21 protein-coding genes are annotated in these 17,275 nt (G+C 64.4%); 11 read left to right on the top strand and 10 right to left on the bottom strand.

Annotated elements, in window-relative coordinates; genetic code table 11:
* Positions 1 to 77: 77 nt before the first annotated feature.
* A complete protein-coding gene (dnaN, locus tag ABD05_RS05925; protein WP_006756934.1) occupies positions 78 to 1,184 on the bottom strand; it encodes a DNA polymerase III subunit beta in 1,107 nt (368 codons plus the stop codon).
* 169 nt (positions 1,185 to 1,353) lie between these two features.
* On the bottom strand, positions 1,354 to 2,925 hold the full coding sequence (gene dnaA, locus ABD05_RS05920) for a chromosomal replication initiator protein DnaA (protein WP_047899368.1): 1,572 nt from the start codon (positions 2,923 to 2,925) through the stop codon (positions 1,354 to 1,356).
* Between the two features lie 421 nt (positions 2,926 to 3,346).
* Here dnaA and rpmH point away from each other — a divergent pair, with 421 nt between their 5' ends.
* The 4 genes from rpmH (at position 3,347) to yidC (ending at position 5,976) form a co-directional block, all read left to right on the top strand.
* Positions 3,347 to 3,481, top strand: coding sequence for a 50S ribosomal protein L34 (gene rpmH, locus ABD05_RS05915; protein WP_004198824.1), 135 nt, complete (start codon positions 3,347 to 3,349; stop codon positions 3,479 to 3,481).
* A gap of 15 nt (positions 3,482 to 3,496) precedes the next feature.
* Positions 3,497 to 3,958, top strand: coding sequence for a ribonuclease P protein component (gene rnpA / locus ABD05_RS05910; protein ID WP_021157986.1), 462 nt, complete (start codon positions 3,497 to 3,499; stop codon positions 3,956 to 3,958).
* Between the two features lie 75 nt (positions 3,959 to 4,033).
* Entirely contained in the window at positions 4,034 to 4,300 is a 267-nt protein-coding gene (gene yidD / locus ABD05_RS05905) for a membrane protein insertion efficiency factor YidD (RefSeq protein WP_047899367.1), read from the top strand.
* 8 nt (positions 4,301 to 4,308) lie between these two features.
* Positions 4,309 to 5,976, top strand: a complete 1,668-nt coding sequence (yidC, locus tag ABD05_RS05900) for a membrane protein insertase YidC (protein ID WP_047899366.1) — start codon at positions 4,309 to 4,311, stop codon at positions 5,974 to 5,976.
* A 127-nt stretch (positions 5,977 to 6,103) separates the two neighbouring features.
* Here yidC and ABD05_RS05895 read toward each other — a convergent pair whose 3' ends face one another.
* Complete coding sequence (locus ABD05_RS05895) at positions 6,104 to 6,538, bottom strand: transcriptional regulator (RefSeq protein ID WP_047899365.1); 435 nt, start codon at positions 6,536 to 6,538, stop codon at positions 6,104 to 6,106.
* Between the two features lie 337 nt (positions 6,539 to 6,875).
* On the opposite strand from ABD05_RS05895, the gene mnmE reads away from it, so the two are divergent.
* Positions 6,876 to 8,270: a tRNA uridine-5-carboxymethylaminomethyl(34) synthesis GTPase MnmE gene (gene mnmE / locus ABD05_RS05890; RefSeq protein WP_047899364.1), complete on the top strand. Its 1,395-nt coding sequence runs from the start codon at positions 6,876 to 6,878 to the stop codon at positions 8,268 to 8,270.
* A 108-nt stretch (positions 8,271 to 8,378) separates the two neighbouring features.
* Here mnmE and ABD05_RS35755 read toward each other — a convergent pair whose 3' ends face one another.
* Both ABD05_RS35755 and ABD05_RS35750 read right to left on the bottom strand, forming a co-directional pair.
* On the bottom strand, positions 8,379 to 8,828 hold the full coding sequence (locus tag ABD05_RS35755) for an OmpA family protein (RefSeq protein ID WP_082146048.1): 450 nt from the start codon (positions 8,826 to 8,828) through the stop codon (positions 8,379 to 8,381).
* 15 nt (positions 8,829 to 8,843) lie between these two features.
* Positions 8,844 to 9,146, bottom strand: a complete 303-nt coding sequence (locus tag ABD05_RS35750; protein ID WP_238594092.1) for a M35 family metallo-endopeptidase — start codon at positions 9,144 to 9,146, stop codon at positions 8,844 to 8,846.
* 356 nt (positions 9,147 to 9,502) lie between these two features.
* Between ABD05_RS35750 and ABD05_RS38270 the strand changes: the two genes are divergently transcribed.
* Positions 9,503 to 9,658, top strand: coding sequence for a hypothetical protein (locus ABD05_RS38270; RefSeq protein WP_158361562.1), 156 nt, complete (start codon positions 9,503 to 9,505; stop codon positions 9,656 to 9,658).
* Between the two features lie 73 nt (positions 9,659 to 9,731).
* Here the strand turns inward: ABD05_RS38270 and ABD05_RS05885 are convergent, their stop codons facing one another.
* From ABD05_RS05885 to ABD05_RS38500, 4 genes are all read right to left on the bottom strand, one after another.
* Entirely contained in the window at positions 9,732 to 9,869 is a 138-nt protein-coding gene (locus tag ABD05_RS05885; RefSeq protein ID WP_162489607.1) for a hypothetical protein, read from the bottom strand.
* A 151-nt stretch (positions 9,870 to 10,020) separates the two neighbouring features.
* Positions 10,021 to 11,379, bottom strand: coding sequence for a sensor domain-containing diguanylate cyclase (locus tag ABD05_RS05880; protein WP_047899362.1), 1,359 nt, complete (start codon positions 11,377 to 11,379; stop codon positions 10,021 to 10,023).
* Positions 11,380 to 11,491: 112 nt separating this feature from the next.
* The gene (locus tag ABD05_RS05875) at positions 11,492 to 11,740 is read right to left on the bottom strand and encodes a DUF2795 domain-containing protein (RefSeq protein ID WP_047899361.1); all 249 of its coding nucleotides are present in this window, start codon (positions 11,738 to 11,740) and stop codon (positions 11,492 to 11,494) included.
* A gap of 115 nt (positions 11,741 to 11,855) precedes the next feature.
* Positions 11,856 to 11,993 carry a hypothetical protein gene (locus ABD05_RS38500; protein WP_162489606.1) on the bottom strand — a complete coding sequence of 46 codons (138 nt, stop codon included), beginning with the start codon at positions 11,991 to 11,993 and terminating at the stop codon, positions 11,856 to 11,858.
* 184 nt (positions 11,994 to 12,177) lie between these two features.
* Here ABD05_RS38500 and speG point away from each other — a divergent pair, with 184 nt between their 5' ends.
* The 3 genes from speG to ABD05_RS05855 all read left to right on the top strand — a co-directional run bounded on the left by speG (position 12,178) and on the right by ABD05_RS05855 (position 14,316).
* Positions 12,178 to 12,726, top strand: a complete 549-nt coding sequence (gene speG, locus ABD05_RS05865) for a spermidine N1-acetyltransferase (protein ID WP_047901092.1) — start codon at positions 12,178 to 12,180, stop codon at positions 12,724 to 12,726.
* Positions 12,727 to 13,225: 499 nt separating this feature from the next.
* Positions 13,226 to 13,573: a surface attachment protein Sap1 gene (gene sap1 / locus ABD05_RS05860; RefSeq protein WP_047899360.1), complete on the top strand. Its 348-nt coding sequence runs from the start codon at positions 13,226 to 13,228 to the stop codon at positions 13,571 to 13,573.
* 188 nt (positions 13,574 to 13,761) lie between these two features.
* Complete coding sequence (locus ABD05_RS05855; protein ID WP_047899359.1) at positions 13,762 to 14,316, top strand: YaeQ family protein; 555 nt, start codon at positions 13,762 to 13,764, stop codon at positions 14,314 to 14,316.
* Between the two features lie 21 nt (positions 14,317 to 14,337).
* Here the strand turns inward: ABD05_RS05855 and ABD05_RS05850 are convergent, their stop codons facing one another.
* Complete coding sequence (locus ABD05_RS05850) at positions 14,338 to 14,751, bottom strand: VOC family protein (protein ID WP_034179392.1); 414 nt, start codon at positions 14,749 to 14,751, stop codon at positions 14,338 to 14,340.
* Positions 14,752 to 15,181: 430 nt separating this feature from the next.
* Between ABD05_RS05850 and ada the strand changes: the two genes are divergently transcribed.
* Complete coding sequence (gene ada, locus ABD05_RS05845; RefSeq protein ID WP_047899358.1) at positions 15,182 to 16,273, top strand: bifunctional DNA-binding transcriptional regulator/O6-methylguanine-DNA methyltransferase Ada; 1,092 nt, start codon at positions 15,182 to 15,184, stop codon at positions 16,271 to 16,273.
* On the top strand, positions 16,270 to 17,229 hold the full coding sequence (locus ABD05_RS05840; RefSeq protein ID WP_047899357.1) for a DNA-3-methyladenine glycosylase family protein: 960 nt from the start codon (positions 16,270 to 16,272) through the stop codon (positions 17,227 to 17,229). The genes ada and ABD05_RS05840 overlap by 4 nt, the downstream gene beginning before the upstream one ends.
* The last annotated feature ends 46 nt before the right edge of the window (positions 17,230 to 17,275 follow it).

Here is a 17,275-nt window from a genome sequence, read left to right as displayed (position 1 = left end):
AGGACGGGTTGTCGGTTCGCCATAAAAACGCCAAAGGGGCTTGCCGCCCCCTGGTGTGTGTCTTGATGTCGCGCGCGTCAGATGCGCATCGGCATCACGACATACTTGAACTCGTCGTTCTCGGGCACCGTGATCAGCGCGCTCGAGCTGGCGTCGCCGAGGCTCACCTGCACGGTGTCGACCTTCAGGTTCGCGAGCACGTCGAGCAGATACGTGACGTTGAAGCCGATGTCGACGGTATCGCCCTGATAGGCGATTTCCAGTTCTTCCTGCGCCTCTTCCTGATCGGCGTTGGTCGACATGATCTTCAACTGGCCCGGCGCGATGATGCAGCGCACGCCCTTGAACTTGTCCGAGGTCAGGATCGCCGCGCGTTGCAGCGAACGCTGCAGTTCTTCACGGCCGATCTCGAACGTGTTCTTGTGCGCCTTCGGGATCACGCGCTGGAAGTCGGGGAACTTGCCCTCGACGAGTTTCGACACGAGCTCGACCTGGCCGAACGTGAACTTGGCCTGGGTTTGCGCGATGTCGATGGTGACGGTGTCGTCGATGTCCTCGAGCAGGCGCTGCAGCTCGAGAATCGTCTTGCGCGGGACGATCACTTCCTGGCGGCCGAACGTGCCGCCTTCGAGCTTCATCGACGAGAACGCGAGGCGGTGGCCGTCGGTGGCCACGGCCATCAACTGGTCGCCGTCGACGACGAGCAGCATGCCGTTCAGGTAGTAGCGGATGTCCTGCTGCGCCATCGCGAAGTGCACCATGCCGAGCAGCTGGCGGAACGACTTCTGCGGGACGGTGAGGGTCGCGCCGAAATCCTTCGCCTGCGCGACGGTCGGGAACTCGTCGGCCGCGAGCGTCTGCAGTGCGAAACGGCTCTTGCCCGATTGCACGGTGAGGCGCTTGTCGGCGAGCGACAGCGTGACCTGGCCGTCAGGCATCGCGCGCAGGATGTCGAGCAGCTTGCGGGCCGCGACGGTGGTGGCCACCTGGTCGCCGCCGACGCCGAAATCGGCGCGCGTGGTGATCTGCAGCTCCAGGTCGGTCGACAGGAATGAAACGTCCGGGCCGTTCTTGGTGATCAGCAGGTTGGCGAGGATCGGCAACGTATGGCGGCGTTCGACGATGCCGCTGACCGTTTGCAGCGGCCTGAGGAGGGTGTCTCGTTCGGTCTTGACCAGTTGCATAGAGTTCCTTCGTTGAGTAACGGCCTGCAGCGCAGCAGCCACGCAGCGCCCCGCCGGCCGGGCTCTTGGCCCGCCACCGCCGGAGCGGTCAAACCAGTATTGTGCCTCAAAACCGAACCGCCCCCCTTAAATTGGGGCGGAGGCCGAATTATCAAGCGCGCCCGCGCGCTCAGCCTTTCAGCGTCTGTTCCAGCACGTGCAGCTCGTGGTTGAGCTGCGCATCCTTGCTGCGCTCGTCGGCGATCTTGCGCACGGCGTGCAGCACGGTGGTGTGATCGCGCCCGCCGAACAGCTCGCCGATTTCCGGCAGGCTCTTCTGCGTGAGTTCCTTCGCCAGGTACATCGCGATCTGCCGCGGCCGCGCGATGTTCGCCGGACGCTTCTTCGAATACATGTCGGCGACCTTGATGTTGTAGAAGTCGGCGACGGTCTTCTGGATGTTCTCGACCGAAATCTGCCGGTTCTGCACGGTCAGCAGGTCCTTCAGCGCTTCCTTGGTCAGCTCGATCGAGATCTCGCGGCCGTGGAACTTCGAATACGCGAGGATCTTGCGCAGCGCGCCTTCGAGTTCGCGGACGTTCGAGCGCAGGTGCTTCGCGACGAAGAACGCGACGTCTTCCGACAGGTTCACGCCTTCCGACTGCGCCTTGCGCATCAGGATCGCGACGCGCATTTCCAGCTCGGGCGGCTCGATCGCGACGGTGAGGCCCGAGTCGAAGCGCGAGATCAGGCGATCGTCGATGCCCGAGATTTCCTTCGGATACGTGTCGCTGGTGATGATCACCTGCGCCTTGTTCGCGACCAGCGCCTCGAACGCGTAGAAGAATTCCTCTTGCGTGCGCGACTTGCCGGAGAAGAACTGGATATCGTCGATCAGCAGCAGGTCGAGCGAGTGGTAGTAGCGCTTGAAGTCGTCGAACGCCTTGCGCTGGTACGCCTTCACGACGTCCGATACGTACTGTTCCGCATGGATGTAGCGGATCCGCGCGCCGGCCTTGTCGAGCAGCAACTGGTTGCCGATCGCATGGATCAGGTGGGTCTTGCCGAGACCGACGCCGCCGTACAGGAACAGCGGGTTGTACGAGATGCCGGGGTTGTCCGCGACCTGGATCGCGGCGGCGCGCGCCAACTGGTTCGCCTTACCGGTCACGAAGTTGTCGAACGTGAGCACGGGGTTCAGCTTCGAGCGCTCGTACATCGAATCGGCTTCGCCGCCGGCGGGCGCGGCACCGGGGCCCGGACGCCACGTGCGGCGGCCGGCGGCCGCTTCATGCGCGGGCAGGCTCGGCAGGTCGATGTCGGCGTCGTCGGCGTTCAGGTGGTGCGCGGCAGCCGATTGCGTCATCGGCATGTCAGCCGGCGCGGCAGACGCAGCCGCGGCATTCGCGCTCAGGTTGGCGGCGATCGCGGCCACCGCGGCGGCCGGGCCGCCCGGTTGCAGCGGCGCGCGCGGGGCGGCCGACGTGGCGCCCGTAGCGGCGCTGCGCATGCCGGCCTTCGGATCGAGGACGAACTGGACTTCGATCGGCGCGTTCCAGAAATCCCGGGCCAGATCTGAGATCCGGCCCGAAAACTGGCTCTTGACCCAGTCCAGCTTGAAGCGGTTCGGCGCAGCGATGGACAGCGTGTTCGCCGACGCATCGAAGGCCACCGGGGCCAAGGGTTTGATCCACGTCACGTACTGCTGGGGCGTCAGCTCGCGCTCCAGCAGTGCGGAACAGTGTTGCCAGAAATCGTTCATCAAGTAACTGTCGTTTTTTGCATGCACAGCGCGGCTCGCCGGCGCCCTTGTCGCGGTCACGCAACAAGGCCCGAAGCGGTCGTGCGAGCGTGCCTCGGACGCCTGCGTCACAGTCGTGGAGAGGCAGGCGGGAGCCGAAGCGGCGTGCGGGATTCTTGGAGATAAGGCGAGATTCTAACGCCAAACGCGGCCACAGCGGGACTTATCCACAGGCTGGATTTGTGGGCCGCGGGGCCGGATCGGCGCGGGCCGGCACAGGCGCGTGACTCGTAAAGTATTGACCGTCAAGAGAAAAACGGTTTAAATAGCGGGTTCCGCGAAAACCAATCCTGTATTCCCGGCGATTGCGTTCGCCCGAATGCCTCCGGTTTAGGGCACGCGGTCCCCTGAATTTCGACATTCTCGAACAAGTGAGAACATCATGAAACGTACTTACCAACCGTCCGTGACGCGCCGCAAGCGCACCCATGGCTTCCGTGTCCGCATGAAGACGGCAGGTGGCCGCAAGGTCATCAACGCTCGCCGCGCGAAGGGCCGCAAGCGCCTCGCCATCTAAGGCAGGTTGCGCGCTGTGTCCGCCGTCCGCAGTCCTGCGGAAGGTGCCGTCGAGCCGGGTGCGAATCCGTCGCAGACGAAAGCCGCCTTCCCGAAAGCTGCGCGACTTCTGAAAACGGATGAATTTTCATCCGTTTTTCGTTTGCGCCCCTGGCGGCGTTCCGCGCACTTCGTGATCTACGGCAAGCCGACCGGCCAGCCCGCGCGTCTGGGGCTCGTCGTCGGCAAGAAGTATGCGCCGCGTGCAGTCACGCGTAACCTCGTGAAGCGGCTGGCGCGCGACGCGTTTCGCTTGCGCCGGGCCGAGTTCGCCGGTTACGACCTGCTGCTGCGGCAGCACACGCGCTTCGACAAGAAAGCGCTGCCGAGCGCGGCTTCCGCCCCGCTCGCGGCGATGTGCGCGGCCGAAATCCGCGAACTGCTCGACAGGGCAGTCCGGGAGATCGCCCGCCGTGCGTCGAAGCCCGCGTCCGAGTGACGCATCCGTCCGCGGTGCGGCGTTCGCGCCCGCCCGGCCGGTTTTGACGCGGCGCCGAACGGCGCCGCCCAAGGTATGAAAACGGTCTTGATCGCGTTGCTGCGCTTCTACAAGGTTGCCGTGAGCCCCCTGCTCGGCAACCGTTGCCGTTTTTATCCTTCCTGTTCGGATTACGCGCGCGAGGCAATCCAGTATCATGGCGCCGCGCGCGGCACGTATCTCGCCGTCAGGCGCGTGTGCCGATGCCATCCGTTTTCCGCGGGCGGCATCGACCTCGTCCCGCCGCCCACCTCCGACACTCGCGCTCGCGGCGAAGCCGACGCGCGGTCCCATCGACTCTGAGACAACGCATGGATATCAAACGCACCGTCCTATGGGTGATCTTCTTCATGTCAGCTGTCATGCTGTACGACAACTGGCAGCGGTCCCATGGACGCCCGTCGATGTTCTTCCCGAGCGCCACGCAGACTGCCCCCGCGGCCGCTGCCGGCGGCGCATCGGGCACGGGCGCGACGACGACGACCGCAGGTGAAGCGCCTGCAGCCGCAGCCGGCGCCGCACCGTCGACGACGGCACCGGCCGCCCAGGCGCAGCTCGTGAAGTTCTCGACCGACGTGTACGACGGCGAAATCGACACGCGCGGCGGCACGCTCGCGAAGCTGACGCTGAAGAAGCAGGGCGACGGCAAGCAGCCCGACCTGTACATCACGCTGTTCGACCACACGGCCGGCCACACGTATCTCGCACGTTCGGGCCTGCTCGGCGGCGACTTCCCGAACCACAACGACGTCTACACGCAGGTGAGCACCGGCTCGACGTCGATGACGGGCGACCAGAACGCGCTGAAGCTGTCGTTCGAATCGCCGGTGAAGGGCGGCGTGAAGGTCGTGAAGACCTACACGTTCACGCGCGGCAGCTACGTGATCGGCGTCGATACCAAGATCGACAACGTCGGCACGGCGCCTGTCACGCCGACGGTCTACATGGAACTCGTCCGCGACAACACGGCCGTCGAAACGCCGATGTTCTCGCACACGTTCCTCGGGCCGGCGGTCTACACGGACGCGAAGCACTTCCAGAAGATCGATTTCAGCGACCTCGACAAGAACAAGGCGAACTTCGAGAAGTCCGCCGACAACGGCTGGGTCGCGATGGTGCAGCACTACTTCGCGTCGGCATGGATTCCGCAGACGGGCGTGAAGCGCGACATCTACGCTGAAAAGATCGATCCGGCGCTGTACCGCGTCGGCGTGAAGCAGCCGGTCGCCGCGATCGCGCCGGGCCAGTCGGCCGACGTGCAGGCACGCCTGTTCGCCGGTCCGGAAGAAGAGCGCATGCTCGAAGGCATCGCGCCGGGCCTGGAACTCGTGAAGGACTACGGCTGGGTGACGATCATCGCGAAGCCGCTGTTCTGGCTGCTCGAGAAGATCCACGGCTACGTCGGCAACTGGGGCTGGGCGATCGTGCTGCTGACGGTGCTGATCAAGGCCGTGTTCTTCCCGCTGTCGGCCGCGAGCTACAAGTCGATGGCGCGCATGAAGGAAATCACGCCGCGCATGCAGGCGCTGCGCGAACGCTTCAAGAGCGATCCGCAGAAGATGAACTCGGCGCTGATGGAGCTGTACAAGACCGAGAAGGTCAATCCGTTCGGCGGCTGCCTGCCGGTCGTGATCCAGATCCCGGTGTTCATCTCGCTGTACTGGGTGCTGCTCGCGTCGGTCGAAATGCGCGGCGCGCCGTGGGTTCTGTGGATCCACGACCTGTCGCAGCGCGATCCGTTCTTCATCCTGCCGGTGCTGATGGCCGTGTCGATGTACGTGCAGACGAGCCTGAACCCGACGCCGCCGGACCCGGTCCAGGCGAAGATGATGAAGTTCATGCCGATCGCGTTCTCGGTCATGTTCTTCTTCTTCCCGGCCGGCCTCGTGCTGTACTACGTCGTGAACAACGTGCTGTCGATCGCGCAGCAGTACTACATCACGCGCAAGCTCGGCGGGGCCAAGAAGAAACCGGCCTGACGCCCGTTGCACCCGCGGGCGGCGAGCCGCCCGCGATGCACGCAAAAAAAGCCGCATGGTTCGATCCATGCGGCTTTTTTGTTTCCCGGCGGCGGCGCGCGGTGTGCGATGCGCGTGCCGTTCCCGGTCAGGCCTTCTTCGCTTCGATTTTCGGTTCGCCGTAGAACTGCTCGACCAGTTCCTGAACGAGGTAGCGCTGATGCGGAGACAGTGCCTCGATCTTCGACGCGAGTTCGATCGTTTCGGGTGTCGGCGGATAGCGTTCGTCGCGCGGCAGCGGTTGCGGCGTCGGGTGTTCGATCACGCTCGGCGACGGCCCGTAGTGCAGCCAGTGCAGTTCGACGCGCAGCCATTCGGCGAGCGTTTCGAGTTTGTCCGACGTCGGAATCGTGCGGCCCGTTAGCCACTTGTGTGCGGTTTGCGGCGAAACGGGATGCGTTCCGCGGTGGCGCAGATTGAACCGGTTCGCAAGCTCCGTCGCGCCGGTGACCTTCTCCGGACTGCGCCGCAGGGCGAATTTCAGGCGTTCCGAGAACGCGGCTTTTTCTTCGGATGTCGGCATGGGGGAGATTGTGCAATTCCACCGATGTGTTTCAGACAACCATATGGGATAAACATATCTCATTCAGACGAATCCCGGCCTTGCGCAGGATGAGCACCGGAATTTAGGGACGCAGTGTCAGGCCGCTCCAGCAAACATACTCGTCCGAAACGGTGGCGGTGTCATCGCGTTGGACTGATACTCGACTTATCCCCGGTGGGATAAATTCGGGCGAGTCCGAATCCCGCGTGGCGTCCGGTGGTGTGTGGGCCGGCACGCTACAATGCCGGCGTTCCGATGCCCGAACTGTTGCGCGGGCGCACCACTCACTGCCTGATTACCCGTTCATCCGATTCCCATGCTCGCTACCGATTCCGATCCGATCGTTGCCATTGCCACTGCTGCCGGCCGGGGCGGCATCGGCGTCGTCCGCGTGTCGTTCGGGCGTGGCGGCGAGGCGGCCGCGCTGCCGCTGATCGACGCGTTGTGCGGGCAGAAGCTCGCGCCGCGCCATGCGAGCTACGTGCCGTTCCTCGACGAGCACGGCGCGCCGCTCGACCGCGGGATCGCGCTGTATTTCCCGACGCCGCATTCGTACACCGGCGAGCACGTGCTCGAGCTGCAGGGGCATGGCGGGCCGATCGTGATGCAACTGCTGCTGCAGCGCTGCCTGGATGCGGGGCGTGGCTTCGGGCTGCGGCTCGCGGAGCCGGGCGAGTTCACGCGGCGCGCATTCCTGAACGACAAGCTCGACCTCGCGCAGGCCGAGGCCGTCGCCGACTTGATCGAGGCAAGCACCGAGGCCGCCGCGCGTTCGGCCGGGCGTTCGCTCGATGGCGCGTTCTCGCGACAGATCCACGCGCTCGTCGAAGACGTGATCACGCTGCGGATGCTGGTCGAGGCGACGCTCGATTTTCCAGAGGAGGAAATCGACTTCCTGGAAGCGGCCGATGCGCGCGGCAAGCTCGCGAAGATCCGTGCGCAGCTCGCGCATGTGCTTGGCGATGCGCGGCAGGGTGCGCTGCTGCGCGAAGGGCTGTCGGTCGTGCTTGCGGGGCAGCCGAACGTCGGCAAGTCGTCGCTGCTCAACGCGCTGGCAGGTGCGGAGCTGGCGATCGTCACGCCGATCGCAGGTACGACGCGTGACAAGGTCGCGCAGACGATTCAGGTCGAAGGAATTCCGCTGCACATCATCGATACGGCCGGGTTGCGCGAGACTGAGGATGAAGTCGAGCGGATCGGGATTGCGCGCACGTGGAGCGAGATCGAGCGCGCGGACGTCGTGCTGCATCTGCTCGATTCGCGTACGGGGCTGACGCCGGATGACGAGACGATCGCGGCGCGGTTTCCGGGCGGCGTGCCGGTGGTGCGCGTGCTGAACAAGACGGATTTGACCGGCGTGCCGGCTTGCGTCGAGCATCCGGCGGCGGAAGGGGATCTGACCGAAGTGCATCTGTCGGCGAAGCGCGGCGACGGGATTGATATGCTGCGTGCGGAACTGCTGCGGATCGCGGGGTGGCAGGCCGGGGCCGAAGGCGTGTATCTCGCACGCGAGCGGCATCTGATCGCGCTACGAGCGGCACAGGAGCATCTGGCGCAGGCGGCGGATCATGCGGAGCAAAGGGCGCAGTCGCTCGATCTGTTTGCCGAGGAGCTGCGGCTCGCGCAGGAACAGCTCAATGCGATTACCGGGGAGTTCACGTCGAACGATCTGCTGGGGGTGATTTTCAGCAGGTTTTGTATCGGGAAGTGATATATCGCCGACGATATTGACTGATCCGCAGTGACGTGCCTACTGCGCTCGGCGGCGCGGCGCCCGTGTGCGTCATGCATCATTGACGTGATTAGCGGCAGTTCGAGATTACATGCCGTCACAGCAGTTGTTGGGGCATCCGGGGCTCACTTGAACGGTAACTTCACGAGTTTCCGAACTTGATTCAGCCGTGCTATTAGCCGGAGAAATCTGCGTTTTTATCTGGAACGGTGCATTTGTCAGGCCGGCATCTATGATGATTTTTGTCACTGCGGAAGCGCGTTTCGTCGCAAGCCGTTCCGGGTCGACTTCATTCCTGGATGCGCTACCAATTACGTAAATCCAGTTCTGAATTGGATATTCGGAATTCATTTTTGAAATCCACTGAGTTAACCTATTTTTCTCTGATTCTTGGATCCTGTAACTATTTTTCGCAAATGCGAAGAAGAATTGCTGTGATGGTAGGTTTTGTGACCCCATGCATTCTGCTGCAGCATTTGAGGATAGGAAAAATGAAGCGGCGATAGATGTGATTAATGTTGTGATCCAACCTTTCATGTCGACTCCGATCGTTTATTCTTTGAATTTATCTTCACCGTAGATCACGAATCCGGTGAGTGTATCCGCATTTCGTAATGCAAGGTCGGGATTTTCTCTTGCCCATGCTGCCGCTGTAGGGTCAAGTCCATATCGAGGATCACCACTGCCGAAGGTATCGGCGAAATGGGTTACTTCGTGAATGAGGGTAGACAGGCGAGAATCTCCGAACATATCCTGATTGCGCAAGCCATTGCAAAATTTCGTGCCAATGCTGATGAGCTTGCGCTCAGTATTCGGGCCGCAGACGTGAGCGGCTTCGCGATCAAGATTCTTCATGTTCGGAACGCAGCCTAGGATTCTATCTAGATTGGGATCGCTGCGCACTAGCCGTCGTTCATCCGGCTTCCCCGCCTCAATAAATGGAATGATCTATCTGAAGACGTTAATCCACTTAAGGAATGCCAATCAATCGGATGAATTCGAATTTTTCTCTAGAACCTATTGTTTCTAGGACTTGATTGATTTTGTGGCATTTGATCGAGTTCTTGCATGTGCCGACTGGCGAACTGGATCAACTGGAGAACGGTCGATGATTACTCGATCGACTCGGTACTGAAGAGAAGCGACTTCTGGCCGCTTTCCTAATCGACGGCAAGCGGCCATACGGGGAGCGCACCTGCTACCAGTTCGACATGGCCGAACTGCTGAGCGACCCGTACCAACTGGATGCGGACGACAACCTGATCGAAGACGCGGAAAAGGACACGCGCGTCGAGCGTCTCCACTATGAAACGCTCGCCGCGCTACAGGTATTTCTGATGCATGCCGAGCTGACCACGCCGGCCTGATTGCGTGGCGGTCCGGATCGTGGCTCCCGCATCGACACGCATGCCGATCAACGAATCCGGATCGTCATCCGCATCAATCCCAATGACGATGATGGTAATACCCGCCACCACCGTAGTACCCGCCACCACCGTAATACCCACCGTCAGGCACCACGATACAGCCGCTCAGCAACACGGCGACGCCGGCAATCAGGAAAAGGGTTTTCTTCATGGCGCTCACCTGCTCGGGTTCGATATGAAACCCAGCATAGCCAGCGCCCGCAACACGGGCTGTAAGCATTGGTATCCCCGCTCCGCAATGCGTAACGGCGCATTATTCCGGTCAAAATGACCGTAACAAATGCCCTAAACAGCAGACGTTTTCAGGCGACGACGACCCTGTTTCGCCCCGCATCCTTCGCACGATACAGCGCGGCATCGGCGGCTTCGATCAACGCGTCGGGCGTCGACAGATCGTCGGCCGACACGGTCGCGCAGCCGACGCTGACGCTCACGCGCCCGGCCGGCGAAGCAGGCATCGCGAGATCGAGTCGCAACACGGCTTCGCGCGCCTCTTCGGCAACGACCCGCGCGCCGCGCGCGCCGGTGTTCGGCAGCACGATCGCGAACTCCTCGCCGCCGTAGCGCGCGACGATATCCGCGGGCCGCCTCACCGCGCCGGCCAACGCATTCGCGACCGCGATCAGGCACGCATCGCCCTTCACGTGACCGAACGCGTCGTTGTACGCCTTGAAGCGATCGACGTCGACCATCAGCAGCGACAGCGGTTCGCCCTGCCTTCTTGCCTGCAGAAACAGCGTGTGGAAGTGATCGTTGAAGTGGCTGCGGTTGAACGCGCCCGTCAGCCCGTCGCGCGCGGATGAGCGGATCAGCGTCGCGTGCGCCTCGAACAGCTGCTGGTACAGCATCGTCACTTCCCAAGCGAGCACGCACACGAGCACGCCGGGCGTGAACATGCTGAACACGCGCGCGACATACCAGCCGACCGTGAAGCGGTTCGTGGTCAGCAGGTTCAGCGTCGTGTCGGTGAGGCACGCGAGCACCGCGATCGCGAGCCACAGGTCGAGCGTCGTGCGCAACCGGCCGGTGGTCAGCACGGCCACGAGCGCAAGCGCATTGAGTATCCACACGACGAGCGCGACGCCGTTGAAGGGCAGCACGGCTGCGTCGCCGGGCGGATGGAACGCGGGCGGCAGCGACACGTTCAGCGCGAGCGCGCACAGCAGCGCGGCCGCGACGGCCGGCCCGCCGACCAGCGCGACGGCCCACCGGCGTGTCTGCTGCTCGCCGACCGGTGCATGCGTCAGCCGCTCGCGCGCGAGCAGCGCGGCCATCACGAAGCACGGGAAGCCCGCATGCCAGAAGATCCACATCCACGCGGCGCTTTGCGGGCGCGCGCCGAGCAGGCCCTGCGGCGCGAACACGCCCGGAAAGGTGAGCAATTGCAGCGCGACGGCCAGCGCGGTGAACGCGTAGGCGCCGCCGAGCGCGCCGAGCACGGGCTGGCGCGTCACGGTGAACTGCGCGCCGAGGAAGAACGCCGCGATGCTCGCGGTCGTGAACACGGTGAGCGCGCACATCGGCATGAACGGCTCGACGACCGGCAGCGTGACGTTCGCGTGCGGCGCGGCGATCCCGAGCGCAAGCAGGATGACGAACGCCGTCAGTGCGCCGAACCAGAGCTGACGACGCGTCGTGTGCTGGATCAGGATGCCTTCCATGGAGTCCCCCGAACGCGCGTGCGCTAACGCCCGGTCTTGCGCCGGGGGCGGCACGCATCCCGGCCGCGGCGCGACCGGTGCGGCCCGATCCTATCGCGTTATTGGCGCGGGCTCAAATGCCGAGTCCCGGGCCGAAGTTGCCGGCGACCCAGTGCGTGACGGCGTCGACGTCCGCGTAGTCCTGTTCGGGCAGGCCGTCGAGCATCGACAGCACCTCGTTGCTGGCGCCGGCGTCGCGCGCGGCATCGACGATCGCATCCTTGTTCGCCGGGTAGCGGACGGCCGCCAGCACGTCGGCGATCTGCAGGTCGATCGTTTCGCTAGGGATATCGTGCGGAGGGAGGGCGGGCTTGTCGTTCACGTCGGCGTCTCGCGGGTTGGGCGGGAATCGGATCGAAGCGGAATTTGGGCGCACCACGCGTTACCCGACCCGGGGTGGCCCGGCCGGCGCGCGCCATGGATCGACGGCGATCGACTCAATGCCCGCGTCGCACGCGGCGCCACGGATGCTTCCAGTCGATGTGCGGGGCGTTTTCGTCGCGCGGATGCTGGCGCCGATGTTCCTGCCAAAGTTCGTCGGAAAACAGCGCCGCGACGATCACGAGCGGCAGCACGAGAAAAATTCCGAGTATGACTTGCTCGATCACGATAGCCTCCTTGCGGTGGCAGGAACCCTTGCTCCCATTCTAGGCTCTGAACTTCGCCCGCGTTCAACTTCTTACAGTGCGGAACGGGCCCGGACGCGGCCGCGCCGCGCGGGCGTTCCGCACGTGCGCCGGCATCAAAAAGGACATGAACATGCAACTCCAGAACGATACCAACACGCTCGCGCTGCGGCCGCTGGAGCGCCAGGACCTGCGCTTCGTCCACGAGCTGAACAACAACGCGAAGATCATGCGCTACTGGTTCGAGGAGCCGTACGAAACCTTCTCGGAACTGTCACAACTGTACGACCGCCACGTGCACGACCAGCGCGAGCGCCGTTTCGTCGTGGTCGATGCGCAAGGCGAACTGGTCGGTCTCGTCGAGCTGATCGAACTCGACTACATCCATCGCCGCGGCGAGTTCCAGATCATCATCGCGCCTCAATGCCAGGGGCGCGGCTATGCAGGCCAGGCGACGCGCCTTGCGATCAAGTACGCATTCAACGTACTGAACATGCGTAAGCTGTACCTGATCGTCGATACGTCGAACGCGGCGGCGATACACGTGTACGAAAAATGCGGATTCCAGCACGAGGCCGAATTGAAGGAAGAATTTTTCGGCAACGGCGCGTATCACAACGCTTATCGCATGTGCATCTTCCAGCGCGATTATTTCGAGCGCCAGCAATCGGCCCCCGCATAAAGCAGGGTAAACACGCTGATGAAAGACGCCTGCGGCACGGCCTCCGCGGGCGCCGGATGCATGCGGGGAAATACGGATAAATACGGATGCGCTTATACCTGGCATTTTTCTTGTATCAGGTAAATGCGATGCCGCGCTGCGGTAAAGTCGGATCGTTTCGGATGACTTTATGTGCAACGCATCAAAATGATCCGGATATCGAAATGGATTATCCAAACCGTTCAATCGCCGCATTGTAACTTTGCATGAAAGTCATGCCGGATAACGCTCTCCGCCCGGCGTCACGGGCCTGTCATCCACGCGGCAGGTTTTATCACTCGCGTGCATCGCGCAAAAAACAGGCTGCGCACGGGGTGCGACAATCCGCCGCTATTGCGGTCGCACAACAAATGTGCTTGCTATCGCTTGCCGGTCTTCTAAAGTGAAAAACGCGGGTTGACGATCACCTTTAAACACATAGCTAACCCGAGCCTGGTGCCCGCAAGCCTGGAGACAAAAAATGATGAAGCGTACCGGTATCCTTTTTGCCCTCGTCGGCGCATTTTGCGCGGTGTCGATTGCCCAGGCAGGCGGCGATTCGGCCGTCAAGCCGAAGCAGGAAATCCAGTTGACGAAGAACGCCTGGGGCTGCCTGTCGAAAGACAATCTGGATTCCGTACTGAATCACGAGCGCGACGGCAAGTCGCAGGCGAAGCAGCAGTATTTCGACGACTTCCGTTGCCTGTCGGTGCCGGAAGGCCAGCGCTTCCGCGTGGTGTCGGTCGACCAGGGCGACGTGCAGTTCGTCAGCGCCGATAACAGCGACCAGCAAGGTCTCTGGGCCGATTCGCGCTTCGTCAAGCAGTAACCGCGCGTTCCCCGCGCGTCGCACGACGCGCGAGCGCGCCGGCCCGATGAGCCGGCGGCGCGAACCGAACACGGCCCGGCGCATGCCGGGCCGTTGCGCTGTGGGGCGCACATGACACGCGCCGGACGGCGCGCATTCGGTATCATCACGGCCCGACCGAACCGAATGCCCGCCCGGGCCGCATCCGCATGGCGCTGAAATCCACGATCTACAAAGCCGAACTGCAAATCGCCGACATGGATCGGCATTACTACGCCGATCACGCGCTGACGGTGGCGCGCCATCCGTCGGAAACCGACGACCGGATGATGGTGCGCATCGTCGCGTTCGCGCTGTTCGCGCACGAGCGGCTCGAATTCTGCAAGGGGCTGTCGGACGTCGACGAGCCCGATCTGTGGCAGAAGGACCTGACGGGCGCGATCGACGTGTGGATCGAGGCCGGCCAGCCCGACGAACGGCGCATCTCGAAGGCGGCCGGCCGCGCCGGGCAGGTCACGGTGATCGCGTACGGCGGCAAGACGTCGGATATCTGGTGGCAGGGCGTGCGCAGCAAGGTCGAGCGGCTGCGCAACGTGCAGGTGCTGTCGCTCGCCGACGGCGTCGCGGCCGCGCTCGGGCAGCTCGCGGAGCGCACGATGCGCCTGCAGTGCACGGTGCAGGACGGCGCGGCGTGGATCTCGAGCGCCGACCACGATCCGGTCGAGGTCGAATGGACGGTGCTGAAGGCGCGCGCGGGCGCGTGACGGCCCGCGCACCGGCCGCGCTCAGCCGATCGCGGCCGGCGGCCCCTTGAATTCCAGCATGTTGCCTTCGGGATCGAACAGGTAGATCGACGGCCCGTAGCCGCCGGCGCCGTAGCGTTCCGCGGGGGCGCCCGGCCGCGCGCCATGCGCGGCGAAATGCGCGATCAGCGCGTCGGGATCGAACGGCTCGACGCGCAGGCACAGGTGATCGAGGTTGCGTCCCGTGCCGGGCGGGCCGCTGTCGGGACGATCGATCGGGCCGCCGACCGACAGCAGGTCGATCAGCGCATCGCCGGCGCGCAATTGCACGAGGCCCAGATCGGGCTGTTCCTTCTCCACGTGGCAGCCGACGGCGTCGCAGTAAAAGCGCGTCATCGCCGCCATGTCGGTCACGCGTAGCACGATGTGATCGATCGCGCGGATGGTCGGTTTCATGGGCAGGTTCCCTTCGCAGTCAATGAGCATCGAGTGTAGACGCATCGCGCCTGCGCCGCCGGCCGGAACACGGCACAATCGACAGACGAAAAAAAGCCCGTTCACGCAGAGCGGAACGGGCTTAATCCATATCAGGAGGAGACATGGAGGAGACAGTTCCAACTATACACACGGCGATGGTGCGACGCAATATTCCGAATGCAAAAAAACGTCAGGACGGCGATTTGTCGCATCCGCACTGCAGCAAAATGGTGACGGGACGATGACGAAAACCGTGCCGGAGCAGCCGGCGCGGGCGTTTTGTACGATTTATTTCCGGGTGATCCGCCCCCGGTTCGCCGGTGCGAATCACAGAGCAAGATTCAGGGCGCGACGGCCCGTGCCGATGTCTAGAGTAGGCACCATCTACACTAGAGAGTGCGAGGTTCAGATGAAAACCGCCTATCCGACCGACGATGCCCGCTGGGGCGCCGTGACCGAGCGCGATCCGCATGCGGACGGCGCGTTCTTCTATGCCGTGCGCACGACCGGCGTGTTCTGCCGCCCGACCTGCGCGTCGCGGCTGCCGCGCCGCGAGCATGTGTCCTTCTTCGCCGATCCGGCCGCCGCGCGTGCGGCCGGCTTCCGTCCCTGCAAGCGCTGCCAGCCGGAAGGGCTGCCGCGCGAGCTCGAGATCGTCAACCGCGCGTGCGCGGTGCTCGACGCGCATCCCGAGCGGCTCACGCTGCAGCAACTGAGCGATGCCGTGCACGTGAGCCCGTTCCACCTTCAGCGGTTGTTCAAGCGTGTGGTCGGCGTGTCGCCGCGGCAGTACCAGGCCGCGCAGCGCGGCGCCGCGCTGCGGCAGGCGCTGCAAAGCGGGCAGCCGGTCACGCAGGCGGCCGTCGATGCGGGCTTCAACTCGCCGTCGCGCCTCTATGCGTCGGTGCCGCGCGAGCTCGGGATGGCGCCATCCGCGTTCCGTCGCCAGGGCGCCGGCCTGCGGATCGACTATGCGACCGCGTCGACGTCGCTCGGCACGGTGCTCGTCGCCGCGACCGAACAGGGCATCTGCCGGATCGCGTTCGGCGACGAACCGGCGTTGCTGGTCGGCGAGCTGAAGGACGCGTTCGCGCGCGCCGAACTGGTCGAATCGTCCGCGCGGCTCGCGCCGTTCGTCGCGCAGATTCGTGCGTACCTGGACGGCACGCGGCATGCATTCGACCTGCCGCTCGACATCGCGCCGACCGCGTTCCAGCAGCGCGTGTGGGAAGCGCTGACGCATATTCCGTACGGCGAAACGCGCAGCTACTCGGAGATCGCCGAGGCGCTCGGTTCGCCGCGGGCGGTGCGCGCCGTGGCGTCCGCGTGTGCGTCGAACCCGGTCGCGCTCGCGATTCCGTGCCACCGCGTCGTGCAAAAGGGCGGCGCGCTCGCCGGGTATCGCTGGGGTGTGCGCCGCAAGGCGACGCTGCTGGCGGCCGAGGCGCGTCATGTACACAACGATGAAAACGAAGCCGTGACGGAGGGAAGTGCAGTTTGAGCATCGCGAAAACAACGATCACGTCAACCGTGAACGGCGGCCATGTGCCGCCGTCCGCGCAGATGGAGCTGCGCTTCAACGCGCCTTACGACTGGGCGCGCGTGCTGCGCTTCTTCAGCGGGCGCGCGATTCCGGGTGTCGAGCAGGTCGCCCACGGCGTGTATCGCCGCATCGTCGACCTGCATGGCGACTCGGGCCGGCTCACCGTCACGAAACATCCGCGCAAGCATTGCCTGGTCGCGACGGTCGAAGGGGCGGTTGCGCGTCATGTCGACGATGCGTTCGCCGCGCGCGTCGCGACGATGTTCGACCTCGGCGCCGATCCGGCCGCGATCGGCGATGGACTCGCGCGCGATCCATGGTTCGCGCCGCTCGTCGAGGCTGCGCCGGGGCTGCGCGTGCCGGGCGCCTGGTCCGGGTTCGAGCTGGCCGTGCGCGCGATCGTCGGCCAGCAGGTGAGCGTGAAGGCCGCGACGACGATCGTCGGCCGGCTCGTCGAACGGGCCGGCGAGCGCGTGGTGCCTATCGACGATGGGGCGCCGGCATGGCGTTTCCCGACGCCCGATGCGCTCGCCGCGTGCGATCTCGACAAGATCGGGATGCCCGGCAAGCGTGTGGCGGCACTGACGGGCGTGGCGCGCGCGGTGGCGGCCGGCGACGTGCCGGTCGATCGCGCGCATGCCGACCTCGCGACGCTGCGCAGCGCGTGGCTCGATCTGCCCGGCATTGGCCCGTGGACCGTCGAATACATCGCGATGCGCGCGTGGCGCGATCCGGACGCGTGGCCGGCGTCCGATCTCGTGCTGATGCAGTCGATCGCCGCGCGCGATCCGGCGCTCGACCGGCTCGCGAGCCAGAAGCGCCGCACCGAAGGCTGGCGGCCGTGGCGCGCGTACGCGGCGCTGCATTTGTGGAACGAAGTCGCCGACCGGGCGGGCGGCGCGCGCGGCGGGTGATGGCGGCGGCCTGCGGTCCGGTGCGACCGCGCGAGGCCGCGATGCA

The sequence above is a fragment of the Burkholderia pyrrocinia genome (assembly GCF_001028665.1).
Taxonomy (GTDB): Bacteria; Pseudomonadota; Gammaproteobacteria; order Burkholderiales; family Burkholderiaceae; genus Burkholderia; species Burkholderia pyrrocinia.
This window is presented reverse-complemented; position numbering and strand designations above follow the sequence as displayed.

Coding starts and splice junctions, on each gene's coding strand:
- dnaN (WP_006756934.1), bottom strand. CDS start 1,184: ATGCAACTGGTCAAGACCGAACGAGACACCCTCCTCAGGCCGCTGCAA.
- dnaA (WP_047899368.1), bottom strand. CDS start 2,925: ATGAACGATTTCTGGCAACACTGTTCCGCACTGCTGGAGCGCGAGCTG.
- rpmH (WP_004198824.1), top strand. CDS start 3,347: ATGAAACGTACTTACCAACCGTCCGTGACGCGCCGCAAGCGCACCCAT.
- yidD (WP_047899367.1), top strand. CDS start 4,034: ATGAAAACGGTCTTGATCGCGTTGCTGCGCTTCTACAAGGTTGCCGTG.
- yidC (WP_047899366.1), top strand. CDS start 4,309: ATGGATATCAAACGCACCGTCCTATGGGTGATCTTCTTCATGTCAGCT.
- ABD05_RS05895 (WP_047899365.1), bottom strand. CDS start 6,538: ATGCCGACATCCGAAGAAAAAGCCGCGTTCTCGGAACGCCTGAAATTC.
- mnmE (WP_047899364.1), top strand. CDS start 6,876: ATGCTCGCTACCGATTCCGATCCGATCGTTGCCATTGCCACTGCTGCC.
- ABD05_RS35755 (WP_082146048.1), bottom strand. CDS start 8,828: ATGAAAGGTTGGATCACAACATTAATCACATCTATCGCCGCTTCATTT.
- ABD05_RS35750 (WP_238594092.1), bottom strand. CDS start 9,146: ATGAAGAATCTTGATCGCGAAGCCGCTCACGTCTGCGGCCCGAATACT.
- ABD05_RS38270 (WP_158361562.1), top strand. CDS start 9,503: ATGGCCGAACTGCTGAGCGACCCGTACCAACTGGATGCGGACGACAAC.
- ABD05_RS05885 (WP_162489607.1), bottom strand. CDS start 9,869: ATGAAGAAAACCCTTTTCCTGATTGCCGGCGTCGCCGTGTTGCTGAGC.
- ABD05_RS05880 (WP_047899362.1), bottom strand. CDS start 11,379: ATGGAAGGCATCCTGATCCAGCACACGACGCGTCGTCAGCTCTGGTTC.
- speG (WP_047901092.1), top strand. CDS start 12,178: ATGCAACTCCAGAACGATACCAACACGCTCGCGCTGCGGCCGCTGGAG.
- sap1 (WP_047899360.1), top strand. CDS start 13,226: ATGATGAAGCGTACCGGTATCCTTTTTGCCCTCGTCGGCGCATTTTGC.
- ABD05_RS05855 (WP_047899359.1), top strand. CDS start 13,762: ATGGCGCTGAAATCCACGATCTACAAAGCCGAACTGCAAATCGCCGAC.
- ABD05_RS05850 (WP_034179392.1), bottom strand. CDS start 14,751: ATGAAACCGACCATCCGCGCGATCGATCACATCGTGCTACGCGTGACC.
- ada (WP_047899358.1), top strand. CDS start 15,182: ATGAAAACCGCCTATCCGACCGACGATGCCCGCTGGGGCGCCGTGACC.